Here is a 19,612-nt window from a genome sequence, read left to right as displayed (position 1 = left end):
GACAGGCTCAGCGCGAACGGAGTGCCGCGCTTTGAAAGGCTCAGCGCGAACGGAGTGTTGCGCTTCGACAGGCTGGGCGCGAACGGGAACGAGGCCGGACGCGAACGCCCGGGCCTGGCCGCAGACAAGCCTAGATGATCCGTGAAAACCGCGCGCGGTTCCTGTCGGCCTGCAAATAGCGGTCAAACGTCATGGCTACTGCGCGCACGAAATACCAGCCCAGGGCCGTGACGCGCAGGCTTTCGTCGTCGATTTCCACCATGCCCTGCTGCTGCAGGTCTTCGAGCATCTCCAGCTCGGCCGCGAAGTAGCGCCGCGAATCGATGAGCCAGGCCTGGTCCAGCGATTCGAAGAGCACCTCGCCCTGGCACATCAGCGCCATGATGACCGCGCGCCGAATCAAATCATCGCGGCTGAGCGCCAGGCCGCGCACCACGGGCAGCCGGCCCTGGTTGAGCAGGTCGTAATACTCATCGAGCGTCTTCGCGTTCTGGCTGTAGGTCGCGCCGACCCGGCCAATGGCCGAGACGCCCAGCGCGATCAGATCGCAGTCGGGCTGGGTGCTGTAGCCCTGGAAATTGCGGTGCAGCCGGCCCTGGCGCTTGGCGACGGCCAGCGCGTCGGTGGGCAGCGCGAAATGGTCCATGCCCACGTACACATAGCCGGCCTCCTGGAAGCTTTCGAGCGAGCGCGCGAGCATGGCCAGCTTGGCGCCCGCGCCGGGCAGCGCCGCGCTGTCGATGCGCCGCTGCGGCTTGAAGCGCTCGGGCAGATGGGCGTAGGCATAGAGCGCGATGCGGTCGGGCCGCAGTTCGCCCACCTGGGCCAGCGTGCGCTCGAACGATTCGGGGGTCTGGCACGGCAGGCCGTAGATCAAGTCGACATTGATCGATTCGAAACCCAGTTCGCGCGCCGCCTGCACCAGCGAAAACACTTGGCTCGCGGGCTGTTCGCGGTGCACGGCCTTCTGCACCTGGGGGTCGAAATCCTGTACACCGAAGCTCAGCCGATTGAAGCCCAACTGCGCAAGGAAAGCCAGGCGCTCGGGCGTCACGGTGCGCGGGTCGACTTCGATCGAATACTCGCCGCCGGGCTGGAACGCGAAGTGGCGGCGCAGCAGCGCCATCAGCTCGGTCAGGCCTGCGTCGGTGAGGAAGGTCGGCGTGCCCCCGCCCAGATGCAGCTGGCTCACGGGCTGGCCCGTGCCGCAGTGCGCGGTATGCAGCGCGACTTCGCGCGCCAGATACTCGAGGTAGGTCTGGGCACGCTCGGGGTGGCGGGTGATGATCTTGTTGCAGGCGCAGTAGTAGCACAGCGCGGCGCAAAACGGGATGTGCACATACAGTGACAGCGGCCGCGCCTGACCGGGCGCACCCTGGCGGCGCTGCGCCAGCGCGAGGGTGTAGTCGTCCTGGCCGAAGGCTTCGACGAAACGGTCGGCCGTCGGGAACGAGGTGTAGCGCGGGCCCGGCACGTCGAAACGCTGCAACAGCTCGGGGGTGATTGCGGTCATGGGGGATCTTTCCTTGCTTTGGCGTACTTTGCCGCATCCCAATCTCCGCGACCTTGATGTCGATCAAGTCTTGCGCAGCCAGGGCCTGCGACAATTTGACGCATATCAGCAGCAGCCGTGACGCCATGTGCTGCGCGCTGCGGCGTTCCATGCGATAAAGGGGGCCGCGCCGCCCGTCAGACTCGCATCGCCAACCCCGAGGTCCCATTCCCATGAATCTACAAGCGATCAAAGCCTCCTGTTCCACCTGCAATCTGCGCGAACTGTGCCTGCCCATAGGCTTGAACGAGGAGCAGATGGAACGCATCGACACCATCGTCGCGGTGCGTCGCAAGGTCAAGCGGGGTGCCCTGCTGTTCCACAACGGCGAAGCGTTCTCTTCGCTCTACGCGATACGCACGGGATTCTTCAAGACCAGCGTGGCGACCGAAGACGGACGCGACCAGGTCACGGGCTTCCAGATGGCGGGGGAGATCATCGGGCTGGACGGCATCGTCAACGACCACCACACCTGCGATGCGGTCGCGCTCGAGGATGCCGAAGTCTGCGTGATGCCGTTCGACAAGCTCGAGCAGCTGTCGCGCGAAGTCACGGTGCTGCAGAACCACGTGCACAAGGTGATGAGCCGGGAGATCGTGCGCGAGCATGGCGTGATGCTGCTGCTGGGCAGCATGCGCGCCGAGGAACGCCTGGCGGCGTTCGTGCTGAACCTGGTGCAGCGGCTGCACACGCGCGGTTTTTCGGCGTCGGAGCTGGTGCTGCGCATGACGCGCGAGGAAATCGGCAGCTACCTGGGCCTCAAGCTCGAAACCGTGAGCCGCACGTTCTCGAAGTTCGTCGACGAAGGCATCGTCGAAGTCAAGCAACGCCATATCCGCATTCTCGATACCGATGCGCTCAAGCGCATCGTCAACAACCAGCACGGCTGCGAATAACGGCGGCTGCGAGCGCCGGGCGTTTCAGTCCAGCGCCGGTGCGGGATCGCGCAGGCGTGGCGCGTCTTTTTCCCAGCCGTTGACTTCGGCCGGCCCCATGCCCAGCAGACAGGTCAAGGCGCTCGCGCCGCTGATGACCAGCCAGAACGCAAAGAACGACAGCGTATAGAACGTCTGGCGGCTCCAGGTGAGCGCCGCGCCCTGCCACTGGATGTCACTGGGATCGACGAAGCCGAACACCAGCATTTCCATCGCACAGGCCGCCAGGAAAGCAGGCCAGAGAATCCACATCAAGCGTTTTGCCCACATCAGGAACTCCTTTCGCAGCAGGAAATTCATTCTGCAGCCAAAGCCGCCTGCGGGCGCTGCGGAAAACCCGCGTACCGGCGTCAGCGGTCGGTGGGCACGTGTTCGGCCGGCGTCGCCGCGTGGTTGCGGCCGGTCAGCGCGGGCGCAAGGCGCAGGTCGGGTTTCTCGGACAGCGTCTGGTTGATCTCCACGCCGTGGCGGTAGTAGTCGGGATCGATCACCGGATCGGGATGGGCCGCAGCGATCCAGAACGTGACCAGGCCGGCGACCACGACCACGGCCGGGCCGCCGATCACCATCCAGACAAAACCGAATTTCCACCAGGGCCGGGGATCGTGTGCGGGAGCGTTGGCAGGATTTTGCGACATGGTGCGGCTTTCAAGGTTGCGGTCCGCGCGCCGGCGCTGCACGGCGTGCGGACGAAAAAAAAGGACGGCACTTGCGCACCGCCCCGAGTCGGCGCTATCAGCGCGCAGCGGCTGGCTTGTGCGAGAGGCTCCACACATAGGAGGTCAGCACGCCGATCTGGCCTTCGGTCAGCTTGTCCTTTTGCGCCGGCATCTGGTTTTGCTTGCCGTTGGTGATGATGTCGATGATCGCGGCTTCACCCCAGCCATGCAACCAGATATCGTCGGTCAGGTTGGGCGCGCCCAAAGCGTGGTTGCCCTTGCCGTCCATGCCGTGGCACGCGGCGCAGGCCGTGAACTTGGACTTGCCCAGCGATGCGCGCAGCGAATCGTTGGGGCTGCCCGACAGGCTCAGCACATAGTGCGCGAGATTGCGCACGTCCTCGGGCGTGCCCACAGCCGCGGCCATCGGCGGCATGATGCCGAAACGGCCTTCGGTGATGGTGGTCTTGATGGTTTCAGGGTCACCGCCGTAGAGCCAGTCGCCGTCGGTCAGGTTGGGAAAGCTCTTGCTGCCGCCCGCGTCCGAGCCGTGGCATTGCGCGCAGTTGTTCATGAACAGGCGCTCGCCTATGGCCATGGCCTGCGGATCCTCGGCACGCTGCTCGGGCGTCATCGTCGCGAAGCGCGCATAAAGCGGCTCGATCTGCGCCTTGGCCTTGGCCATTTCGGCCTCGTAGGCGCCGACCTGCGACCAGCCCAGCTTGCCCGACATAGATCCCAGGCCCGGATAGGCCACGAGATAGACGATGCCGAAGATCACGGTGATGACGAACAGCCACACCCACCAGCGTGGCAAGGGGTTGTTCAGTTCGCGCAGGTCACCGTCCCAGACGTGGCCCGTGGTGTTGTCCCCGGTGGACATGACTTTCTTGCGCGCCGTGAAAAGCAGCAGCAGAGCGCAAAAAAGTATGCCGCCCAGTGTCAGCACGATCACGAAGATCGACCAGAAATTGTTTACGAAATCGCTCATGGGTTGTTCTCGTTATGCGGACAGGACTCTTCAGTCCTGTTCAAAGGGCAACTGCGCAGCCTCGTCGAAGCGGGCCTGGTTGCGGCGGGCGTAAGCCCACCACCAGATGCCCACGAAGAAGGCAAAAGACGCCAGCGTGACCACGATGCGCATGGTGGTGATGATGTCCATGGTGCTTTCCTCTTACTTCAGTGCCGTGCCAAGAACCTGCAGGTAGGCGATGACGGCTTCCATTTCCGTCTTGCCCTTGACCTCGTCGGTCGCGGCCTTGATCTCGTCGTCCGTGTAGGGCACGCCCACGCGGCGCAGCGCCGTCATGTGCGTGGCAATCGACTCGTGGTCCGCAGGTGTCTTGGCCAGCCAGGCGTAGGCAGGCATGTTGGACTCGGGCACCACGTCGCGGGGATTGGTCAAGTGGATGCGATGCCATTCATCGCTGTACTTGCCGCCCACGCGGTGCAGGTCGGGACCGGTGCGCTTGGAACCCCATTGGAATGGGTGGTCATAGACGAACTCGCCGGCGACCGAGTAGTGGCCATAGCGCAGCGTTTCGGCATAGAAGGGGCGGATCATCTGCGAGTGGCAGTTGTAGCAGCCTTCGCGCTGGTAGATGTCGCGGCCCACCAGTTGCACCGCGGTGTAGGGCTTGACGCCCTGCACGGCTTCGGTGGTCGACTTCTGGTAGAACAGCGGCACGATTTCGGCCAGACCGCCGACGGCCACGACCAGCAAGGTCAGCACGATCATCCAGAAGTTGCTGGTTTCCACCTTCTCGTGGGTGAATCCGCTCGATTTTTTGTTTTGATCAGACATGTGAGGCTCCTAGAACTCAGGCGTGGGCCTGGTTCACTGCGGGAATGGCGACCTTGACCGAACGACCGTTGATGACCGTCTTCCAGGTGTTCCAGGCCATGACCAGCATGCCGCCCAGGTACAGCAGACCACCGACCACGCGGATCACGTAGAACGGATAGGTCGCCTTCACGCTCTCGACGAAGGTGTAGGTCAGCGTACCGTCGGGGTTGACCGCACGCCACATCAGGCCCTGCATCACGCCGGCAATCCACATCGCGGCGATGTACAGCACGATGCCAATGGTCGCCATCCAGAAGTGCAGCTCGATCGCGGGCACGGAATACATCTTGTCCTTGCCGAACAGGCGCGGGATCAGGTAGTAGAGCGAACCCATGGTGATCAGACCCACCCAGCCAAGCGCACCCGAGTGCACGTGGCCAATGGTCCAGTCGGTGTAATGCGACAGCGCATTCACGGTCTTGATCGCCATCATCGGGCCTTCGAAGGTCGACATGCCGTAGAACGACAGCGCCACGATAAGGAAGCGCAGGATGGGGTCATCGCGCAGCTTGTGCCAGGCGCCCGACAGCGTCATCACGCCGTTGATCATGCCGCCCCAGCTCGGTGCCAGCAGGATGATGGAGAACACCATGCCCACGGATTGCGTCCAGTCGGGCAGCGCCGTGTAGTGCAGGTGATGCGGGCCGGCCCACATGTAGGTGAAGATCAGCGCCCAGAAGTGGACGATGGACAGGCGGTAGCTGTAGACCGGACGACCGGCCTGCTTGGGGATGAAGTAGTACATCATGCCCAGGAAGCCGGCGGTGAGCAGGAAGCCCACGGCGTTGTGGCCGTACCACCACTGGATCATCGCGTCCTGCACGCCCGCATAGGCCGAGTAGCTCTTCATCCAGCTCGCGGGAATGGCGATGTTGTTGAAGATGTGCAGCAGCGCGATCGCAATGATGTAGGCACCGAAGAACCAGTTGGCCACATAGATGTGCTTGACCTTGCGGATGCCTATGGTGCCGAAGAACACGATCGCGTAGCTGACCCAGGTGACCAGGATCAACAGATCGATGGGCCATTCGAGTTCGGCGTATTCCTTGCTCTGGGTATAACCCAGGGGCAGGCTGATCACGGCGCCGACGATCACCAGCTGCCAGCACCAGAAGGTGAGGCTAGCGAGCTTGGGCATGAACAGCCCGGTCTGGCAGGTGCGCTGCACCACGTAGTAGCTGGTGGCGAACAGCGCGCTGCCGCCAAACGCAAAGATCACCGCATTGGTATGCAGCGGCCGCAGGCGGCCAAAGCTCAGCCATGGCACACCGAAGTTGAGTTCTGGCCAGGCGAGCTGGGCGGCGATAAGCACGCCGACCGCCATGCCTATCACCCCCCAGACCACGGCCATTATCGAAAACTGTCTTACGACCTTATCGTCGTAATGCACAGCACTGTTTTTTAGAACGTCCATCGCGCACCTCTTGTATTGCTTGCAAAGTGTTTATCCACCGGGCTTCTGGTGTATTGATACATGTCAATCGTTTCTCAGAATCCGCTCCCCCTCTTGCTCCACACTCTCGAACTGGCCTCGGTAGACTGCCCACCAAAGGGCGGCCACGATGACCAGTACCAGGATTACCGATAACGGGATCAGCAAATAGAGAATTTCCATCAGATCGCTCCTGTCAGGGCCACGGCCGGCTGCACGGCAGGACAAGCCGGTGCATCGACTATCGTCAGCGGCATGGCGCGCGCCAGGCGCGCCGCATTGAGCACCACCAGCAGCGAACTCAGCGCCATTCCCAGGCCGGCCAGCCAGGCCGGCATCCAGCCGACGACCGCCAGCGGCACCGAGACCGCGTTGTAGGCAGCGGCCCAGCACAGGTTCTGGCGCACGATGCGCAAGGTGCGCCGCGCCAGCAGCAGCGTCTGGGCGACCAGCTCGAGATGGTCGCCCAGCACCACGAAATCGGAGCGCGACTGCGCCAGCGGCACCGCGCGGCCAAACGCAAAGGAGACATGGGCGCCGGCAAGCACCGGGCCGTCGTTGAGGCCGTCGCCGCACATGGCCACATGGCGGCCGGCGGCCTGCTCGGACTGCAGGCGTGAGAGCTTGTCCTGGGGCGTGCAATCGCCCACCGCGACATCGATGCCGGTCTGCGCGGCAATGCGCTGCACGGCCGCATCGCGGTCGCCCGACAGCAGCAGCACGCGGATGCCCGCGGCGCGCAGCTGCGCCACGACGGCCGGCGCCTCGGCGCGCAAGTCCTCGCTCAGACCGAAGCGCATGAGCTCGCGCGGCTGGCCCTGGCCGTCTTCTTCGGTGAGCACCACCTGCTGCAGCGCCGACGCGCCCTGCTCCAGCGCACCCGTATGGCGCACCGAGCCCAGGCGGAACTGGCGCAGCCGTTCGGGCTGCAGGCTGTCGCGCACCACGGCGATCAGGCCGAAACCCGCACGTTCCTGCACCTGCACGATCTGCCAGCGCGCGGCCTGCGCCTGCGCCGCGGCATCATTGTCGGCCGCGCGCGCCACGGCGCGCGAGGCCGGATGCACAGACTGGCGCGCGAGCAGGCCCGCAAGCGCCAAGGCCTCGTCGGCATCGACACCCACGCCTGCCTGCAGGTTGCGCACGGCCATGCCGTCGCGCGTGAGCGTGCCGGTCTTGTCGAACACCAGCGTATCGACCGCGGCCAGGGCTTCCAGGCCCTGCAGATTGCGCACCAGCACGCCGCTGCGCGCCAGCGTGCCCGCCGCAGTCAGCATGGCCACGGGCGTGGCCAGCGACAGCGCACAGGGGCAGGTCACGATCAGCACCGCCACCGCGACCATCATCGCGTGGCTGGGGTCGGTGGGCCACCACCAGGCCGCGGCCAGGCCGGCGGCCAGCAGCACGGCGATCAGGAACGGGCGCGCGATGCGGTCGGCGAGCTGCGCCAGCCGGGGCTTTTGCAGCGACGCGCTTTCCATCAGCGCGACGATCTGCGCGAACTGCGTGCCCTCGCCCACGGCGCGCACGCGCACCTGCACCACGGCGTCAAGGTTGTAGCTGCCGGCCGCGACCGCATCGCCCACATGGCGCAGCACGGGCGTCGACTCGCCCGTGAGCAGGGCCTCGTCGGCATGGGTACTGCCGGCGACGATTTCGCCGTCGGCGGGAAAGGCTTCGCCTGGCAGCACGCGCACCGTGTCGCCGGACTGCAGGCGGCGCGTTGCGACGCGCTCCCAGCTGCCGTCGGCGCAGCGCCGCTCGACGCTGTCGGGCAGGCGGTTCATCACGGCTTCGAGCGCACCCGCGGTGCGGTCGCGCAGCCGCATCTCAAGCAGCCGGCCCGAGAGCAGGAAAAAGACGAACATCGTCAGCGAGTCGAAGAACACTTCGCGGCCGAACGGGCCTGAAGGGTCGAACGTGCCCATGGTGCTCACGACGAAAGTGATCAGCATGCCCAGCGCGACCGGCAGGTCCATGCTCACGCGGCGCGCGCGGATGTCGCGCAACGCATTCGAGAAGAACGGCCCGCAGGCAAACAGCACAACAGGCAGCGACAGCACCCACGAGGCCCAGCGCAGCAGCGTCTCCATCTCCTGCGTGAGATCGCCGGGCTTGGACGAATACGCGGGCCAGGCGTACATCATGACCTGCATCATGCACAGCCCGGCGACCAGCCAGCGCCACAGCGCACGCCGGCTTTCGCGCTTGCGGATCTCGCGCGCAAACGCATCGCGCGCCGGAAACGCCCGGTAGCCCGCGCGCTCGACGGCGGCAATCCATTCGGAGGGCAGCACCTGGGAAGGTTTCCAGACCACGCGCGCGCGCTGCGTCGCGGCGCTGACTTCGGCGCGCTCGACGCCAGGCACGCTGCGCAGCGCGTCCTCGATCGTCAGCGCGCAGGCGGCACAATGCATGCCGTGCAAAACCACATGGGAATCCCATGTGAGGGAAGCATCTGGTGGGGGTTCGGTTTCGTGGGTGGCAGTCGGCCCGACGGGCCTCCCAAATGCACTCCACTCCTGTGGGTCGTCCAGCAGCGAAGCGCTTGCCTCGGTGGACAGGGGGCCGAAATCGAGCGCTACCGTCTCCGTCGCTGCGGACGGTTCGGGAATCTTGTAGGACATGGCGCAAGCGTAACTGGGGCGAATCATACGCGTATTGATCTTCATCAATTGCGAAAAGCCAGATAAGCTTGAGTATCGGATCCATCCACGTTTAACTCAGGAGGCCGTATGTACCAACGCATTCTCATCGCCACCGATGGCTCACCGCTGTCCGACCAGGCCGTCGAAAGTGGGCTATCACTCGCAGCGCTGTGCAAGGCCAGCGTCGTGGTCGTCAAAGTCGTTCCGCTCTATTCGCGCAGCTACCTCGAGGGCGGCGACTACACCAGCATCGATGATGTCAAGCGCATCGAGGACCAGTGGGTGCACAGCGCGCAGCAACTGCTCAACGGCATCGTCGCCACCGGAGAAGCGCGCGGCGTCGCCGTGAAAACCTGCGTAATGAAGTCGGACTTGGTCGCCGAAACGCTGATCGACGTCGCCAAGGAGCATGGCGCCGACCTGATCATCATGGCTTCGCATGGCCGCAAGGGCATCAAGCGCCTGCTGCTGGGCAGCGAAACCCAGCATGTGCTGACGCATTCGACCGTGCCTGTACTGGTGCTGCGTTGAACGCCGCCTGGGCGGCGTTCGCCGCTCAGGCCGCGAACAGCTGCTGATACTGGGCACGCAGCAGGTTCTTCTGCACCTTGCCCATGGTGTTGCGCGGCAGCTCGTCGACCACGAAGCAGCGCTTGGGAATCTTGAAATTCGCGAGCTGCCCCTTCAATGCGTCGACCAGCGGCTGGGCCTGCAGCTGCGCGCCCGCCTTGGCCACGACCACGGCCACGCCGACTTCGCCGAAGTCAGGATGCGGCACGCCCACGAGCGCGCTTTCGGCCACGCCCGGCAGGTCGTTGATGAAGCTTTCGACTTCCGCGGGATAGACGTTGTAGCCGCCCGAAATGATCAGGTCCTTGCTGCGCCCGACGATGCTCACGTAGCCGCGGGCATCGATGCGGCCCACGTCGCCGGTCTTGAACCAGCCGTCTGCCGTGAACTCCTCGGCGGTCTTCTCGGGCATGCGCCAGTAGCCCGGAAACACGTTGGGTCCGCGCACCTGGATATTGCCGATCTCGTCGACCGCCGCGGCTTCGCCCGCATCGTTCACGACCCGCACGCCCACGCCGGGCAGCGCAAAGCCCACGGTGCCGGGGCGGCGCTCCGACTGCCCGCCATGTGTGGCGTCGGGACCCCAGGGGTTGGACGTCAGCATGATGGTCTCGCTCATGCCGTAGCGCTCGAGAATGGTGTGGCCGGTGCGCTGCTGCCAGGCCGCATGGGTTTCGGTCAGCATGGGTGCCGAGCCCGAGACGAACAGCCGCATGTGCGCCGTGGCCGCGGGCGTCAGGCGCGCGTCGGCCAGCATGCGCACATAGAGCGTGGGCACGCCCATGAAAACCGTGGCGTCGCGCATGCGCGCGATCACCGCCGCCGGGTCGAACTTCGCGAACCAGATCATCTTGCTGCCGTTGAGCAAGGCGCCGTGGATGGCGACGAACAGGCCATGCACGTGGAAGATGGGCAGCGCATGGATCAGCACATCATCGGGCTGCCAGCCCCAGTATTCCTTGAGCACGCGCGCATTGGACAGCATGTTGCCGTGCGTGAGCATCGCGCCCTTGCTGCGGCCCGTGGTGCCGCTGGTGTAGAGGATGGCCGCGAGGTCGTCGGCGCCGCTGGCCACGGGCACATGGTGATCGCTGTGGTGGGCCGCGCGCTCGAGCAGGCTGCCGCTGCGGTCGTCGCCCAGCGTGAACACCGACTGGGTGCCGGCCTGGAACGCGATCTTGGACACCCAGCCGAAATTGCCCGGCGAACAGACCACGACCGCGGGCTCGGCGTTGGCGATGAAGTACTCGATCTCGGCGCTCTGGTAGGCGGTGTTGAGCGGCAGGAACACATGGCCGGCGCGCAGCGTGGCCAGGTACAGGATCAGTGCCTCGACCGATTTCTCGACCTGCACCGCAATCCGGCTGCGCGCCGGAAGTTGCAGCGAAGCGAGCAGATTGGCGATGCGCGCGCTGGCCTGATCGAGGTCGCGCCAGGTATAGAACAGGCTGTGGCCGTCGGCGCCTATGGCCTCGACGGCCGTGGCATCGAGGTCCGAAGGAAAGGCCGCGCGCAGCGCGCCAAACAGGTTGTCGTCAGAAAGCATGGAAATCTCGAAAAAGTTCGTGGACATTCAAAACGCCGGGGCCCGCTTTTCCAGGAAGGCGGCTATGCCCTCCCGATGCTCCGCCCCATCGGCATAGGCATACACATCATCGCCGGGCCGGCCCTGCACGCCCTGCCCTGCGAGCGCCTGCGCGGCAGCCAGCGGCGCGGCCAGCAGCGCGCGCAATATCTGCTTATTGTGGCGCGCGGCCTGGGGCGCGAGCGCTGCGACGCGCTGCGCGCTGGCCAGCGCCGCAGCCTGCAGTTGATCATCGTCAACGACGCTGCCGACAAAGCCGCGCGCCGCCATTTCCGCGGCGCTGAAGGTCGCGGCTTCGAGCAGCATCTGGCGCGCGGTCAGCGCGCCCACGGCCGAAGCCACGAGCGCCGCTTCGCGCGGCGCCATGGGAAAGCCCAGGCGCGCTATCGGCGCGCCGAAACGCGCCGAAGCCGCTGCCAGGCGCAGATCCGCGCAGGCCGCGATCTCCACGCCCGCGCCCATGCAGGCACCCGAGATCGCAGCCACGATGGGTACATCGCAGGCCAGCATCGCCGACAGGCCGCCCCAGACGGCGCCCTCATGGAAGTCGCGCAGGCGCGCGGCATCGAAACGGAAATCCGGGTACTCGGAGATATCCCCTCCCGCGCAGAACGCGGCCTCGCCGGCGTCGCTGCTGCCTTCGATGAGCACGCAGCGCACGGTGGCATCGGCCTGGAAGGCCACAAAGGCCGCGCGCAAGGCGCGCCACATCGCCACCGACATCGCATTGCGCTTGCCCGCATGCAACAGCTGCACGCGCACGATGCCGGCCGCATCCTGCGGCAGGACTTTCACTTCACCCGGCATTCGTTCACTCCACCTTTGCACCCGAGGCCTTGACCACCTGGGCCCAGCGCTTGACTTCGCCCGAGACCATGGCCGCGAACTGCTCCTTGCTCAGACTGCCGTATTCGGCGCCATTTTGCGCCCAGATGGCCTTGATTTCAGGCGTCTGGCCCAGACGGCGAACTTCCTCGAGCATGTGGTTCTGCTGCTCCAGCGGCGTGTTCTTCGGCGCCCACAGGCCGTACCAGGTGGTCACGGTGTAGTCGGGCAGACCCACTTCGGCCGCGCAGGGCACGTCGGGCAGCGAAGGATTGCGCTTGCTGCCCGAGACCATCAGCGCCTTGATGCGCCCGCCCTTGATATGCGCCGCCGAGGAGCCCAGGCCGTCGAACATCATGTCGACATTGCCGCCCATCAGATCCTGCAGCGCCGGGCCTGCGCCGCGGTAGGGAATGTGCGTGACGAACGTATTGGTCTGCAGCTTGAACAGTTCGCCCGCCAGATGGTGCGAAGTGCCCGGGCCGGCCGAAGCGTAGTTGAAGCTGCCGGGCTTGCGGCGCAGATCGGCAATCAGTTCCTGGATCGTCTTGGCGGTGACGGTGCGCGGATTGACCACCACCACCTGCGGCACGCTGGCCAGCAGCGCCAGCGGAACGAAGTCGCGCTCCAGGTCGTAGTCCAGCCGCGCATAGACCGAAGGCGCAATCACATGGTGGGTGCCGCCCATGAAGTAGTTGTAGCCGTCGGCCGGCGCCTTGGCCGCGAAGCTCGCGCCCAGCGTGCCGCCCGCGCCGCCGCGGTTGTCGATGATCAGCGTCTTGCCCGTGCTCTTGGAGAACTGCGCGGCAAACGGGCGCGCAAACGCATCGGTGCCGCCGCCCGCGGGAAACGGCACGACCAGGTTGACGGGCTTGGTCGGCCAGCCCGGGCTCTGCGCCCAGCTGCTGCCCGTGAGCGCGACCATGGCCGCGGCCGCCGCGCGCAGTGCGTCGCGGCGTTGCAAAGAGATATCCGGCATCGCTTGTCTCCTGTGTTTCTTGTGTTTTCAGCGCGCTGCTGCCCGCAGCCCGCAGGGGTGGCGCTGCGCGCCGCCCCTGCTCAGCCCTTGATCAGGCTTTCGATGTCGCGAGACACCGGCATCCGGCCCTGCGCCAGCAGGCCTCGATGTTTGTCGATCTTCTTGAGGTCGTAGAGGTAATTGACCATGAGCCCGAACGACTGCTTGGCTCCCTTGGCAGAAGGGTCTCCCCCCCAGTTCAGGCGCTCCACGCGCGCGCCGTTGCCCAGGTGAAAACGCGCCACCGGATCGAGCGGCTTGCCGTTGTTGCTTTCCTTGCCCAGGTAGTGCGCGGCGCACCACAGCAGCGCGCGCCGCACGGGCGAGTTCTGCGGCAGCTGTGCGGCCTTTTCGGCGGCTTCGAGCAGCAGCGCGGCATCGAGCTCAGCCTTGGGCGCCAGGCCCAGGGCGCGCGCGAGTTCGCCGCGCGGCTTGTCGCTCATGCGCGCCAGCAGCGGCGTGCCGTTCTTCGCCAGCCAGCTGCGAAAGCCCGGAATCGGCGACAGCGTGGCAAAGGTGCGCAGCCGCGGAAATTCGGCGCTCAGCGTCTGCGCCACATGCTTGATCAGCGAGTCGCCGAAGCTCACGCCGCGCAGGCCGGTCTGGGTGTTGCTGATCGAATAGAAGATCGCCGTGCTGGCGCGGCTGATGTCGGCCGTGGCCGCGCTTTCGTCGAGCAGCGGCGTGATGCTGTCCGAGATGTCGTCGACCAGCGCGACCTCGACGAAGATCAGCGGCTCGCCCGGCAGGCGCGGGTGGAAGAAGCCATAGCAGCGGCGGTCGCTGTCGAGCCGGTTCTTCAGATCGGTCCAGCTGCGGATGTCGTGCACCGCCTCGTACTGGATCAGCTTCTCGAGCAGCGACGCGGGCGAGTCCCAGCTGAGCCGCTGCAGTTCGAGAAACGCCACATCGAACCAGGTCGAGAACAGGTGCTCGAGTTCGGCGTCCAGCGCCGCGAAACGCTTGTCGGATTTGGGCAGCGCCAGCAGCTCCGAGCGCAGGTCGAGCAGAAAGCGCATTCCGCCCGCGGGCACGGCAAAGCGCTGCAGCAGCCGCGTGCGCGCCGACGACAGCGCGCGCCGCAGCGCGATCTCGGCCTGGCCGCGCTCGATTTCGGAATCGGCCTCGTCATAGTGCTGGCGCGCGCGCTGCAGGCGTTCGGCGTCGGGGCCGAACTGCTCGCACACCAGCAACCACAGATCCTGGCGCTCGGCGGGCGCGGCCGCCGCATACCAGTCGATCACATCCTTGGCGCGGCGCCCGCCTTCGACTTCGCTGACCTGCTCGGCAGAAGCCGCCTGCAGGTCTTCCATGAGCCGGCGCAGCACGCGCGGCGCCAGCGCTTCCGCGCCGCGGCGCAATGTCGCCTTGAGGCGCTCATGGGTGGTGCGCACCGACGGCGCCTTGGCCGCGGGCTTGCTTTCTTCGGCCGGCGCTTGCGCCTTTTCGGCCGACTCCGACGTACGCAGCTTAGACACGCCGCGCGTAATCCATTCCGATGCCAGATTCATGCAGCAGGTCCTTATGACAACCAGGGCAGGATGCCATGCTCATGCCCTTGCCACCATTATGGGTTGCCCTGCCCTGGTGACTTCAGCCGCGCAGAGTTTTTACATGTCGCATCGGCGACACCCAATCAGGCGACGCTGCGCTGCGGCTGGCGCTGGGCCCAGAGCCACAGGCCCACGCCTGCGGCCATCATCGGCAGACACAGCCACTGGCCCATGCTCAAGCCCATGGACAGCAGGCCCAGGTAGTCGTCGGGCTCGCGGAAATATTCCGCAATGAAACGCAGCAGGCCGTAGCCGAACAGGAAGGCCGCGGCCACCTGGCCCTGGCGATGCTCCTTGCGCGCATAAAGCCACAGCAGCACGAACAGCAGCAGGCCTTCCAGCAGGAACTGGTAGATCTGCGAGGGGTGGCGCGGCTGCATGGAGCCGCTTTGCGCAAAGACCATGCCCCAGGGCAGATCAGGGCTGGAGAACCGGCCCCAGAGCTCGCCGTTGATGAAGTTGCCTATGCGCCCGGCCGCCAGGCCCGTGGGCACGCAGGGCGCGACAAAGTCGGCGACCTGCAGCCAGGGGCGGCGACGCGAATGCGCAAACCACAGCATGGCGCCGATCACGCCCAGCAGGCCGCCGTGAAACGCCATTCCGCCTTGCCAGACCGCGAACACTTCGAGCGGGTGCGACAGGTAATAAGAAGGCTTGTAGAACAGGCAGTAACCCAGGCGCCCGCCGATCACCACACCGACCACGCCCAGGAACAGGATGTCCTCCACGTCCTTGCGCGTCCAGGCCTGCTCGCCCGTGAGCCGCGCGAACGGCGGATGGCGCAGGCGCTTGATGCCCAGCAACATGAACAGGCCGAAAGCGGCCAGATAGGTAAGGCCGTACCAGTGCACGGCAATCGGGCCGAGCTGCAGCGCGATGGGGTCGATTTGGGGGTAGATCAGCATTCACTGATTGTGCCGCAGACCGGGGCGGGGGCTGTGAAAGTGGCGTTACGCGGCTGTATCTTGGCGCCTGCCCTTTGCCGTGAGGGCAGACCGTTCATCCTTCGACGCGGCCGGCGAGGCGGGCTCAGGACGAACGAAGTGCCAAGATCCGCGAGCGCCGTTCGTGGTGAGCCACGAACGCCCAGCCCTCATGATCCAGGCTCAGACCGTTCATCCTGACGACTCAGGACAAACGGTCTTGCACAGTTCAATCCAGCAAGGACAGATCCCGCACTGCGCCCTTGTCGGCCGACATCACCAGCTTGGCATAGGCCTTGAGCGCGGCCGAGACCTTGCGCGGGCGCGGCTTGGCGGGCTTCCAGCCCTTGGCGTTCTGGGCCTCGCGGCGCAGCGCCAGCTCTTCATCGCTGACCAGCACGTTGATCGTGCGGTTGGGGATGTCGATCAGGATGCGGTCGCCGTCCTGCACCAGGCCGATCGCGCCACCGGCCGCGGCTTCGGGCGAGCAGTGGCCTATGGACAGACCCGAAGTGCCGCCCGAAAAGCGCCCGTCGGTCAGCAGCGCGCAGGCCTTGCCCAGGCCCTTGGACTTGATGTAGCTCGTGGGGTAGAGCATTTCCTGCATGCCAGGGCCGCCCTTGGGGCCTTCGTAGCGCACGATCACGATGTCGCCGGCCTGGACCTTGTCGGCCAGGATGTTTTCCACGGCTTCGTCCTGCGACTCGGTCACATGGGCGCGGCCTTCGAACACCAGCAGCGTGTCATCGACACCCGCGGTCTTGACCACGCAGCCGTCGACGGCAATGTTGCCCGTGAGCACGGCCAGCCCGCCTTCAAGCGAGAACGCGTGTTCCACCGAACGGATGCAGCCTTCGGCGCGATCGGTATCCAGGCTGGGCCAGCGCGTGCTCTGGCTGAATGCCGTCTGCGTGGGAATGCCCGCAGGGCCGGCCTTGTAGAAAGTCTGTACGGCTTCGCTGGGCGCGCGTGCGATGTCCCACTCGTCGAGCGCATCCTTGAGCGTGCCGCCGTAGACCGTGGGCACATCGGTGTGCAGCCGGCCCGCGCGGTCGAGTTCACCCAGGATGGCCATGATGCCGCCCGCACGGTGCACGTCTTCGATGTGGTACTTGTTGGTGTTGGGCGCGACCTTGCACAGCTGGGGCACGGTGCGCGACATGCGGTCGATGTCGGCCATGCCGAAGTCGATCTCGGCTTCCTGGGCAATTGCCAGCAGATGCAGGATGGTGTTGGTCGAGCCGCCCATGGCGATGTCCAGCGTGATCGCGTTCTCGAAGGCCTTCTTGCCCACCGAGCGCGGCAGCGCCGATTCGTCGTCGCCTTCGTAATAGCGCTTGGCGAGTTCCACGATGGTCCGGCCGGCGCGCAGGAACAGCTGTTCGCGGTCCGAATGCGTGGCCAGCACCGTGCCGTTGCCCGGCAGCGACAGGCCCAGGGCTTCGGTCAGGCAGTTCATCGAATTGGCGGTGAACATGCCCGAGCACGAACCGCAGGTGGGACAGGCCGAGCGTTCGACTTCGGCAACCTGTTCGTCGGTGTACTGGTCGTCGGCGGCCATCACCATGGCGTCGACCAGGTCGAGCTTCTTGAATTCGATCTTGTGCGTCGTGGGGTTGGCCAGCTTGACCTTGCCGGCTTCCATCGGGCCGCCCGACACGAAGATCACGGGAATGTTCAGGCGCATCGCGGCCATCAGCATGCCGGGGGTGATCTTGTCGCAGTTGGAGATGCACACCAGCGCATCGGCGCAGTGGGCATTGACCATGTATTCGACCGAGTCGGCAATGATGTCGCGGCTGGGCAGCGAATACAGCATGCCGTCGTGGCCCATGGCAATGCCGTCATCGACTGCGATGGTGTTGAATTCCTTGGCGACGCCGCCCGCCCGCTCGATCTCGCGCGCCACCAGCTGGCCCAGGTCCTTCAGATGCACGTGGCCGGGCACGAACTGGGTGAAGGAATTGGCAATGGCAATGATGGGCTTGCTGAAATCTTCGTCCTTCATGCCGGTGGCACGCCACAGGGAGCGCGCACCAGCCATGTTGCGGCCGGCAGTGGAAGTCTTGGAACGGTATGCGGGCATGGTGAGTATGAGAAAGGGTTGCGGGAAAGCTCGTGGGATGGTGGCAATTATGTCGCACCTGACCCCATGCTGCTGCCCGCAGGGTCAGCTCAGCGCGGCGGTCGGCGCGTGCCCAGCGCCTGCTTTTGCCTGTCTATGCGCTTGAGGCGCCGCGCCTCCTCCTGATCGACCGCGCGGCGCTTGGTCAGGCCGGACGCATCGGCATAGCTCCACCAGGCCGCCGTGAGACCATAGGGCACCAGCAGCCACCACCAGGACAGCTCGGCCAGCGGCCCGACCTCGAGGTATTTGAGCAAGGTCAGCAACAGCGCAATCAACAGCATCCACATAGAAGACTCCAGGCCGAAGAAACCCGCGGTCCGCGTGCACCGGCACGCACCACTACAATTTCCTGCAGAACAAAACACCAGCCGAAAGTTTACGATGAAGCGCACACTGATCACTCTCGCCCTGGCCCTGAGCGCCGCTGCCCCGGCCATGGCCGACCTGGCCCTGGCCAAGTCGAAGAACTGCATGGCCTGCCACGCCGTCGACAAGAAGCTGGTCGGTCCTTCGTTCAAGGATGTGGCGGCCAAATACGCGAGCCAGAAGGACGCGACCGACAAGCTCGCGGCCAAGATCCTCAAGGGCGGCGGCGGCGTCTGGGGCCCGCTGCCCATGCCCGCCAACCCTGCGGTCAACGATGCCGAATCCAAGGCGCTGGCAGCCTGGGTACTGCAGCAGAAGTAAGACACCTGCGCCAACCATGCAAAAAGCCGCCCTCGCAGGCGGCTTTTTTGCGGCGCAAGCGCTTCGGGCGCTTATGGAAATTCGCGCGCCGCGGGCACGAAGCCGCGGTCTATCGGCGGGCGGTCGCGCAACTGCTGCTCAAGCTGGCCCAGATAGGCGGCCGTGCTGTTTTCCAGCTCACGCGAGCGGGCCTCGGCGCGGGCATCCAGCGTTTCCAGGCGCTCGAGCACCGCGGTCTGGCCCTGCAGATGCTGGGTTTCAAGCACGGCACGCAGTTCCGTGAAGCGCGAAGCCTCGGCCTTGTCGGCGAGTTCGCGCTGGGCCTGCAGCTCCTTGGTGTGGCGGCGCGTTTCCAGCAGCACCGAAGTCTGCAGCGACAGCACATAGGCGATGAAGAAGATCGCCAGCAGCACCGTGAGCCCCAGCATGATCACACCCAGCGGCGCCTGCACTGTGGTCACGCCGAGCTCGACGGTGGAGATGGCCGACAGCGCGGGCCAGTTGAGCGCCGCCAGCGCGGCGATGGCCAGCACGATGATGGCCAGTAAAAGCGTTCGGAAATGCATGGGTTGTTGTTCTCCTTGATCAGCGCGCCGCCAAGGACAGGGCAGCTGGCACCCCGCGTTTTTACCCCATGCGCAGCCGGCATGCGCAGCCGCCGTGACAAGAACGAAACTGTCCTACACCAGAGCGGCCAAGCCGGGCGCACTCGGCGCGCGCCCGGCTGACACGCCGTCAGTTGGGCTTGGACAGCTGCTCGAGGATTGCGGGGTTCTCCAGCGTGCTGGTGTCCTGCGTGATCGCCTCGCCCTTGGCCAGGGCGCGCAGCAGGCGGCGCATGATCTTGCCGCTGCGCGTCTTGGGCAGGTTGTCGCCGAAGCGGATTTCCTTGGGCTTGGCGATCGGGCCGATTTCCTTGGCCACCCAGTCGCGCAGCTCCTTGGCGATCTGCTTGGCCTCCTCGCCCGTGGGCCGGCCGCGCTTGAGCACGACAAAGGCGCAGATCGCTTCGCCGGTCACATCGTCGGGGCGCCCGACCACGGCCGCTTCGGCCACGAGATCGGTCTTGGAGACCAGGGCCGATTCGATTTCCATCGTGCCCATGCGGTGGCCCGAGACGTTGAGGACGTCGTCGATGCGGCCCGTGATGCGGAAATAGCCGCGGTCGCTGCTGCGCACCGCGCCGTCGCCCGCGAGGTAGTAGCCCTTGAGCTCTTCGGGGAAGTAGCTCTTCTTGAAGCGCTCGGGGTC

General features: G+C 65.6%; 21 protein-coding genes. 3 read left to right on the top strand and 18 right to left on the bottom strand.

Annotated features, from left to right (window positions below; all coding sequences use genetic code 11):
- Window positions 1-130 precede the first annotated feature (130 nt).
- A complete protein-coding gene (gene hemN, locus RR928_RS19925) occupies window positions 131-1,513 on the bottom strand; it encodes an oxygen-independent coproporphyrinogen III oxidase (RefSeq protein ID WP_332534373.1) in 1,383 nt (460 codons plus the stop codon).
- Between the two features lie 212 nt (window positions 1,514-1,725).
- Here hemN and fnr point away from each other — a divergent pair, with 212 nt between their 5' ends.
- Window positions 1,726-2,448 carry a fumarate/nitrate reduction transcriptional regulator Fnr gene (gene fnr / locus RR928_RS19920; RefSeq protein ID WP_332534375.1) on the top strand — a complete coding sequence of 241 codons (723 nt, stop codon included), beginning with the start codon at window positions 1,726-1,728 and terminating at the stop codon, window positions 2,446-2,448.
- A gap of 24 nt (window positions 2,449-2,472) precedes the next feature.
- Here fnr and RR928_RS19915 read toward each other — a convergent pair whose 3' ends face one another.
- The 8 genes from RR928_RS19915 to RR928_RS19880 form a co-directional block, all read right to left on the bottom strand.
- Entirely contained in the window at window positions 2,473-2,757 is a 285-nt protein-coding gene (locus tag RR928_RS19915; protein ID WP_332534377.1) for a hypothetical protein, read from the bottom strand.
- 80 nt (window positions 2,758-2,837) lie between these two features.
- Window positions 2,838-3,125, bottom strand: a complete 288-nt coding sequence (locus tag RR928_RS19910; protein ID WP_332534378.1) for a FixH family protein — start codon at window positions 3,123-3,125, stop codon at window positions 2,838-2,840.
- Between the two features lie 97 nt (window positions 3,126-3,222).
- Window positions 3,223-4,137 carry a cytochrome-c oxidase, cbb3-type subunit III gene (gene ccoP / locus RR928_RS19905; protein ID WP_332534380.1) on the bottom strand — a complete coding sequence of 305 codons (915 nt, stop codon included), beginning with the start codon at window positions 4,135-4,137 and terminating at the stop codon, window positions 3,223-3,225.
- 30 nt (window positions 4,138-4,167) lie between these two features.
- Complete coding sequence (locus RR928_RS19900; RefSeq protein WP_184275988.1) at window positions 4,168-4,308, bottom strand: cbb3-type cytochrome oxidase subunit 3; 141 nt, start codon at window positions 4,306-4,308, stop codon at window positions 4,168-4,170.
- Window positions 4,309-4,320: 12 nt separating this feature from the next.
- Window positions 4,321-4,950 (bottom strand): cytochrome-c oxidase, cbb3-type subunit II, encoded by a 630-nt coding sequence (ccoO, locus tag RR928_RS19895; RefSeq protein WP_332534382.1) that lies wholly within the window; start codon window positions 4,948-4,950, stop codon window positions 4,321-4,323.
- 16 nt (window positions 4,951-4,966) lie between these two features.
- The gene (ccoN, locus tag RR928_RS19890) at window positions 4,967-6,406 is read right to left on the bottom strand and encodes a cytochrome-c oxidase, cbb3-type subunit I (RefSeq protein WP_332534384.1); all 1,440 of its coding nucleotides are present in this window, start codon (window positions 6,404-6,406) and stop codon (window positions 4,967-4,969) included.
- A 63-nt stretch (window positions 6,407-6,469) separates the two neighbouring features.
- A complete protein-coding gene (gene ccoS, locus RR928_RS19885; RefSeq protein WP_332534385.1) occupies window positions 6,470-6,607 on the bottom strand; it encodes a cbb3-type cytochrome oxidase assembly protein CcoS in 138 nt (45 codons plus the stop codon).
- Window positions 6,607-9,051, bottom strand: coding sequence for a heavy metal translocating P-type ATPase (locus RR928_RS19880; protein WP_332534387.1), 2,445 nt, complete (start codon window positions 9,049-9,051; stop codon window positions 6,607-6,609). The genes ccoS and RR928_RS19880 overlap by 1 nt, the downstream gene beginning before the upstream one ends.
- A gap of 108 nt (window positions 9,052-9,159) precedes the next feature.
- On the opposite strand from RR928_RS19880, the gene RR928_RS19875 reads away from it, so the two are divergent.
- On the top strand, window positions 9,160-9,603 hold the full coding sequence (locus tag RR928_RS19875) for a universal stress protein (RefSeq protein ID WP_332534389.1): 444 nt from the start codon (window positions 9,160-9,162) through the stop codon (window positions 9,601-9,603).
- Between the two features lie 25 nt (window positions 9,604-9,628).
- Here the strand turns inward: RR928_RS19875 and RR928_RS19870 are convergent, their stop codons facing one another.
- The 7 genes from RR928_RS19870 to RR928_RS19840 form a co-directional block, all read right to left on the bottom strand.
- Window positions 9,629-11,188: a malonate--CoA ligase gene (locus RR928_RS19870; RefSeq protein WP_332534391.1), complete on the bottom strand. Its 1,560-nt coding sequence runs from the start codon at window positions 11,186-11,188 to the stop codon at window positions 9,629-9,631.
- 27 nt (window positions 11,189-11,215) lie between these two features.
- Window positions 11,216-12,034 (bottom strand): enoyl-CoA hydratase/isomerase family protein, encoded by an 819-nt coding sequence (locus tag RR928_RS19865; RefSeq protein ID WP_332683907.1) that lies wholly within the window; start codon window positions 12,032-12,034, stop codon window positions 11,216-11,218.
- Between the two features lie 4 nt (window positions 12,035-12,038).
- Window positions 12,039-13,031 carry a Bug family tripartite tricarboxylate transporter substrate binding protein gene (locus RR928_RS19860; protein WP_332534393.1) on the bottom strand — a complete coding sequence of 331 codons (993 nt, stop codon included), beginning with the start codon at window positions 13,029-13,031 and terminating at the stop codon, window positions 12,039-12,041.
- A gap of 80 nt (window positions 13,032-13,111) precedes the next feature.
- Window positions 13,112-14,581: a malonyl-CoA decarboxylase gene (locus tag RR928_RS19855; RefSeq protein WP_332534395.1), complete on the bottom strand. Its 1,470-nt coding sequence runs from the start codon at window positions 14,579-14,581 to the stop codon at window positions 13,112-13,114.
- Between the two features lie 125 nt (window positions 14,582-14,706).
- A complete protein-coding gene (lgt, locus tag RR928_RS19850; RefSeq protein ID WP_332534397.1) occupies window positions 14,707-15,528 on the bottom strand; it encodes a prolipoprotein diacylglyceryl transferase in 822 nt (273 codons plus the stop codon).
- Between the two features lie 247 nt (window positions 15,529-15,775).
- The gene (gene ilvD / locus RR928_RS19845; RefSeq protein ID WP_332534399.1) at window positions 15,776-17,632 is read right to left on the bottom strand and encodes a dihydroxy-acid dehydratase; all 1,857 of its coding nucleotides are present in this window, start codon (window positions 17,630-17,632) and stop codon (window positions 15,776-15,778) included.
- An 89-nt stretch (window positions 17,633-17,721) separates the two neighbouring features.
- Window positions 17,722-17,961, bottom strand: a complete 240-nt coding sequence (locus tag RR928_RS19840; protein WP_332534400.1) for a TIGR04438 family Trp-rich protein — start codon at window positions 17,959-17,961, stop codon at window positions 17,722-17,724.
- Window positions 17,962-18,055: 94 nt separating this feature from the next.
- On the opposite strand from RR928_RS19840, the gene RR928_RS19835 reads away from it, so the two are divergent.
- Complete coding sequence (locus tag RR928_RS19835) at window positions 18,056-18,361, top strand: c-type cytochrome (protein ID WP_332534402.1); 306 nt, start codon at window positions 18,056-18,058, stop codon at window positions 18,359-18,361.
- A 71-nt stretch (window positions 18,362-18,432) separates the two neighbouring features.
- On the opposite strand, the gene RR928_RS19830 is transcribed toward RR928_RS19835, so the two are convergent.
- Window positions 18,433-18,927 (bottom strand): LapA family protein, encoded by a 495-nt coding sequence (locus RR928_RS19830; protein ID WP_332534403.1) that lies wholly within the window; start codon window positions 18,925-18,927, stop codon window positions 18,433-18,435.
- 169 nt (window positions 18,928-19,096) lie between these two features.
- On the bottom strand, window positions 19,097-19,612 hold a 516-nt coding region (locus RR928_RS19825), incomplete at its 5' end, for an AMP-binding enzyme (RefSeq protein WP_442881931.1).

The organism is Comamonas sp., from assembly GCF_036666375.1.
GTDB lineage: Bacteria > Pseudomonadota > Gammaproteobacteria > Burkholderiales > Burkholderiaceae_C > Comamonas.
Note: the sequence above shows the minus strand (reverse complement) of the source record. Positions and strands in the feature narration are given on the sequence as shown.

Excerpts from the sequence above, each read along its gene's own strand:
- hemN (WP_332534373.1), bottom strand. The coding sequence starts at position 1,513 with ATGACCGCAATCACCCCCGAGCTGTTGCAGCGTTTCGACGTGCCGGGC.
- fnr (WP_332534375.1), top strand. The coding sequence starts at position 1,726 with ATGAATCTACAAGCGATCAAAGCCTCCTGTTCCACCTGCAATCTGCGC.
- RR928_RS19915 (WP_332534377.1), bottom strand. The coding sequence starts at position 2,757 with ATGTGGGCAAAACGCTTGATGTGGATTCTCTGGCCTGCTTTCCTGGCG.
- RR928_RS19910 (WP_332534378.1), bottom strand. The coding sequence starts at position 3,125 with ATGTCGCAAAATCCTGCCAACGCTCCCGCACACGATCCCCGGCCCTGG.
- ccoP (WP_332534380.1), bottom strand. The coding sequence starts at position 4,137 with ATGAGCGATTTCGTAAACAATTTCTGGTCGATCTTCGTGATCGTGCTG.
- RR928_RS19900 (WP_184275988.1), bottom strand. The coding sequence starts at position 4,308 with ATGGACATCATCACCACCATGCGCATCGTGGTCACGCTGGCGTCTTTT.
- ccoO (WP_332534382.1), bottom strand. The coding sequence starts at position 4,950 with ATGTCTGATCAAAACAAAAAATCGAGCGGATTCACCCACGAGAAGGTG.
- ccoN (WP_332534384.1), bottom strand. The coding sequence starts at position 6,406 with ATGGACGTTCTAAAAAACAGTGCTGTGCATTACGACGATAAGGTCGTA.
- ccoS (WP_332534385.1), bottom strand. The coding sequence starts at position 6,607 with ATGGAAATTCTCTATTTGCTGATCCCGTTATCGGTAATCCTGGTACTG.
- RR928_RS19880 (WP_332534387.1), bottom strand. The coding sequence starts at position 9,051 with ATGTCCTACAAGATTCCCGAACCGTCCGCAGCGACGGAGACGGTAGCG.
- RR928_RS19875 (WP_332534389.1), top strand. The coding sequence starts at position 9,160 with ATGTACCAACGCATTCTCATCGCCACCGATGGCTCACCGCTGTCCGAC.
- RR928_RS19870 (WP_332534391.1), bottom strand. The coding sequence starts at position 11,188 with ATGCTTTCTGACGACAACCTGTTTGGCGCGCTGCGCGCGGCCTTTCCT.
- RR928_RS19865 (WP_332683907.1), bottom strand. The coding sequence starts at position 12,034 with ATGCCGGGTGAAGTGAAAGTCCTGCCGCAGGATGCGGCCGGCATCGTG.
- RR928_RS19860 (WP_332534393.1), bottom strand. The coding sequence starts at position 13,031 with ATGCCGGATATCTCTTTGCAACGCCGCGACGCACTGCGCGCGGCGGCC.
- RR928_RS19855 (WP_332534395.1), bottom strand. The coding sequence starts at position 14,581 with ATGAATCTGGCATCGGAATGGATTACGCGCGGCGTGTCTAAGCTGCGT.
- lgt (WP_332534397.1), bottom strand. The coding sequence starts at position 15,528 with ATGCTGATCTACCCCCAAATCGACCCCATCGCGCTGCAGCTCGGCCCG.
- ilvD (WP_332534399.1), bottom strand. The coding sequence starts at position 17,632 with ATGCCCGCATACCGTTCCAAGACTTCCACTGCCGGCCGCAACATGGCT.
- RR928_RS19840 (WP_332534400.1), bottom strand. The coding sequence starts at position 17,961 with ATGTGGATGCTGTTGATTGCGCTGTTGCTGACCTTGCTCAAATACCTC.
- RR928_RS19835 (WP_332534402.1), top strand. The coding sequence starts at position 18,056 with ATGAAGCGCACACTGATCACTCTCGCCCTGGCCCTGAGCGCCGCTGCC.
- RR928_RS19830 (WP_332534403.1), bottom strand. The coding sequence starts at position 18,927 with ATGCATTTCCGAACGCTTTTACTGGCCATCATCGTGCTGGCCATCGCC.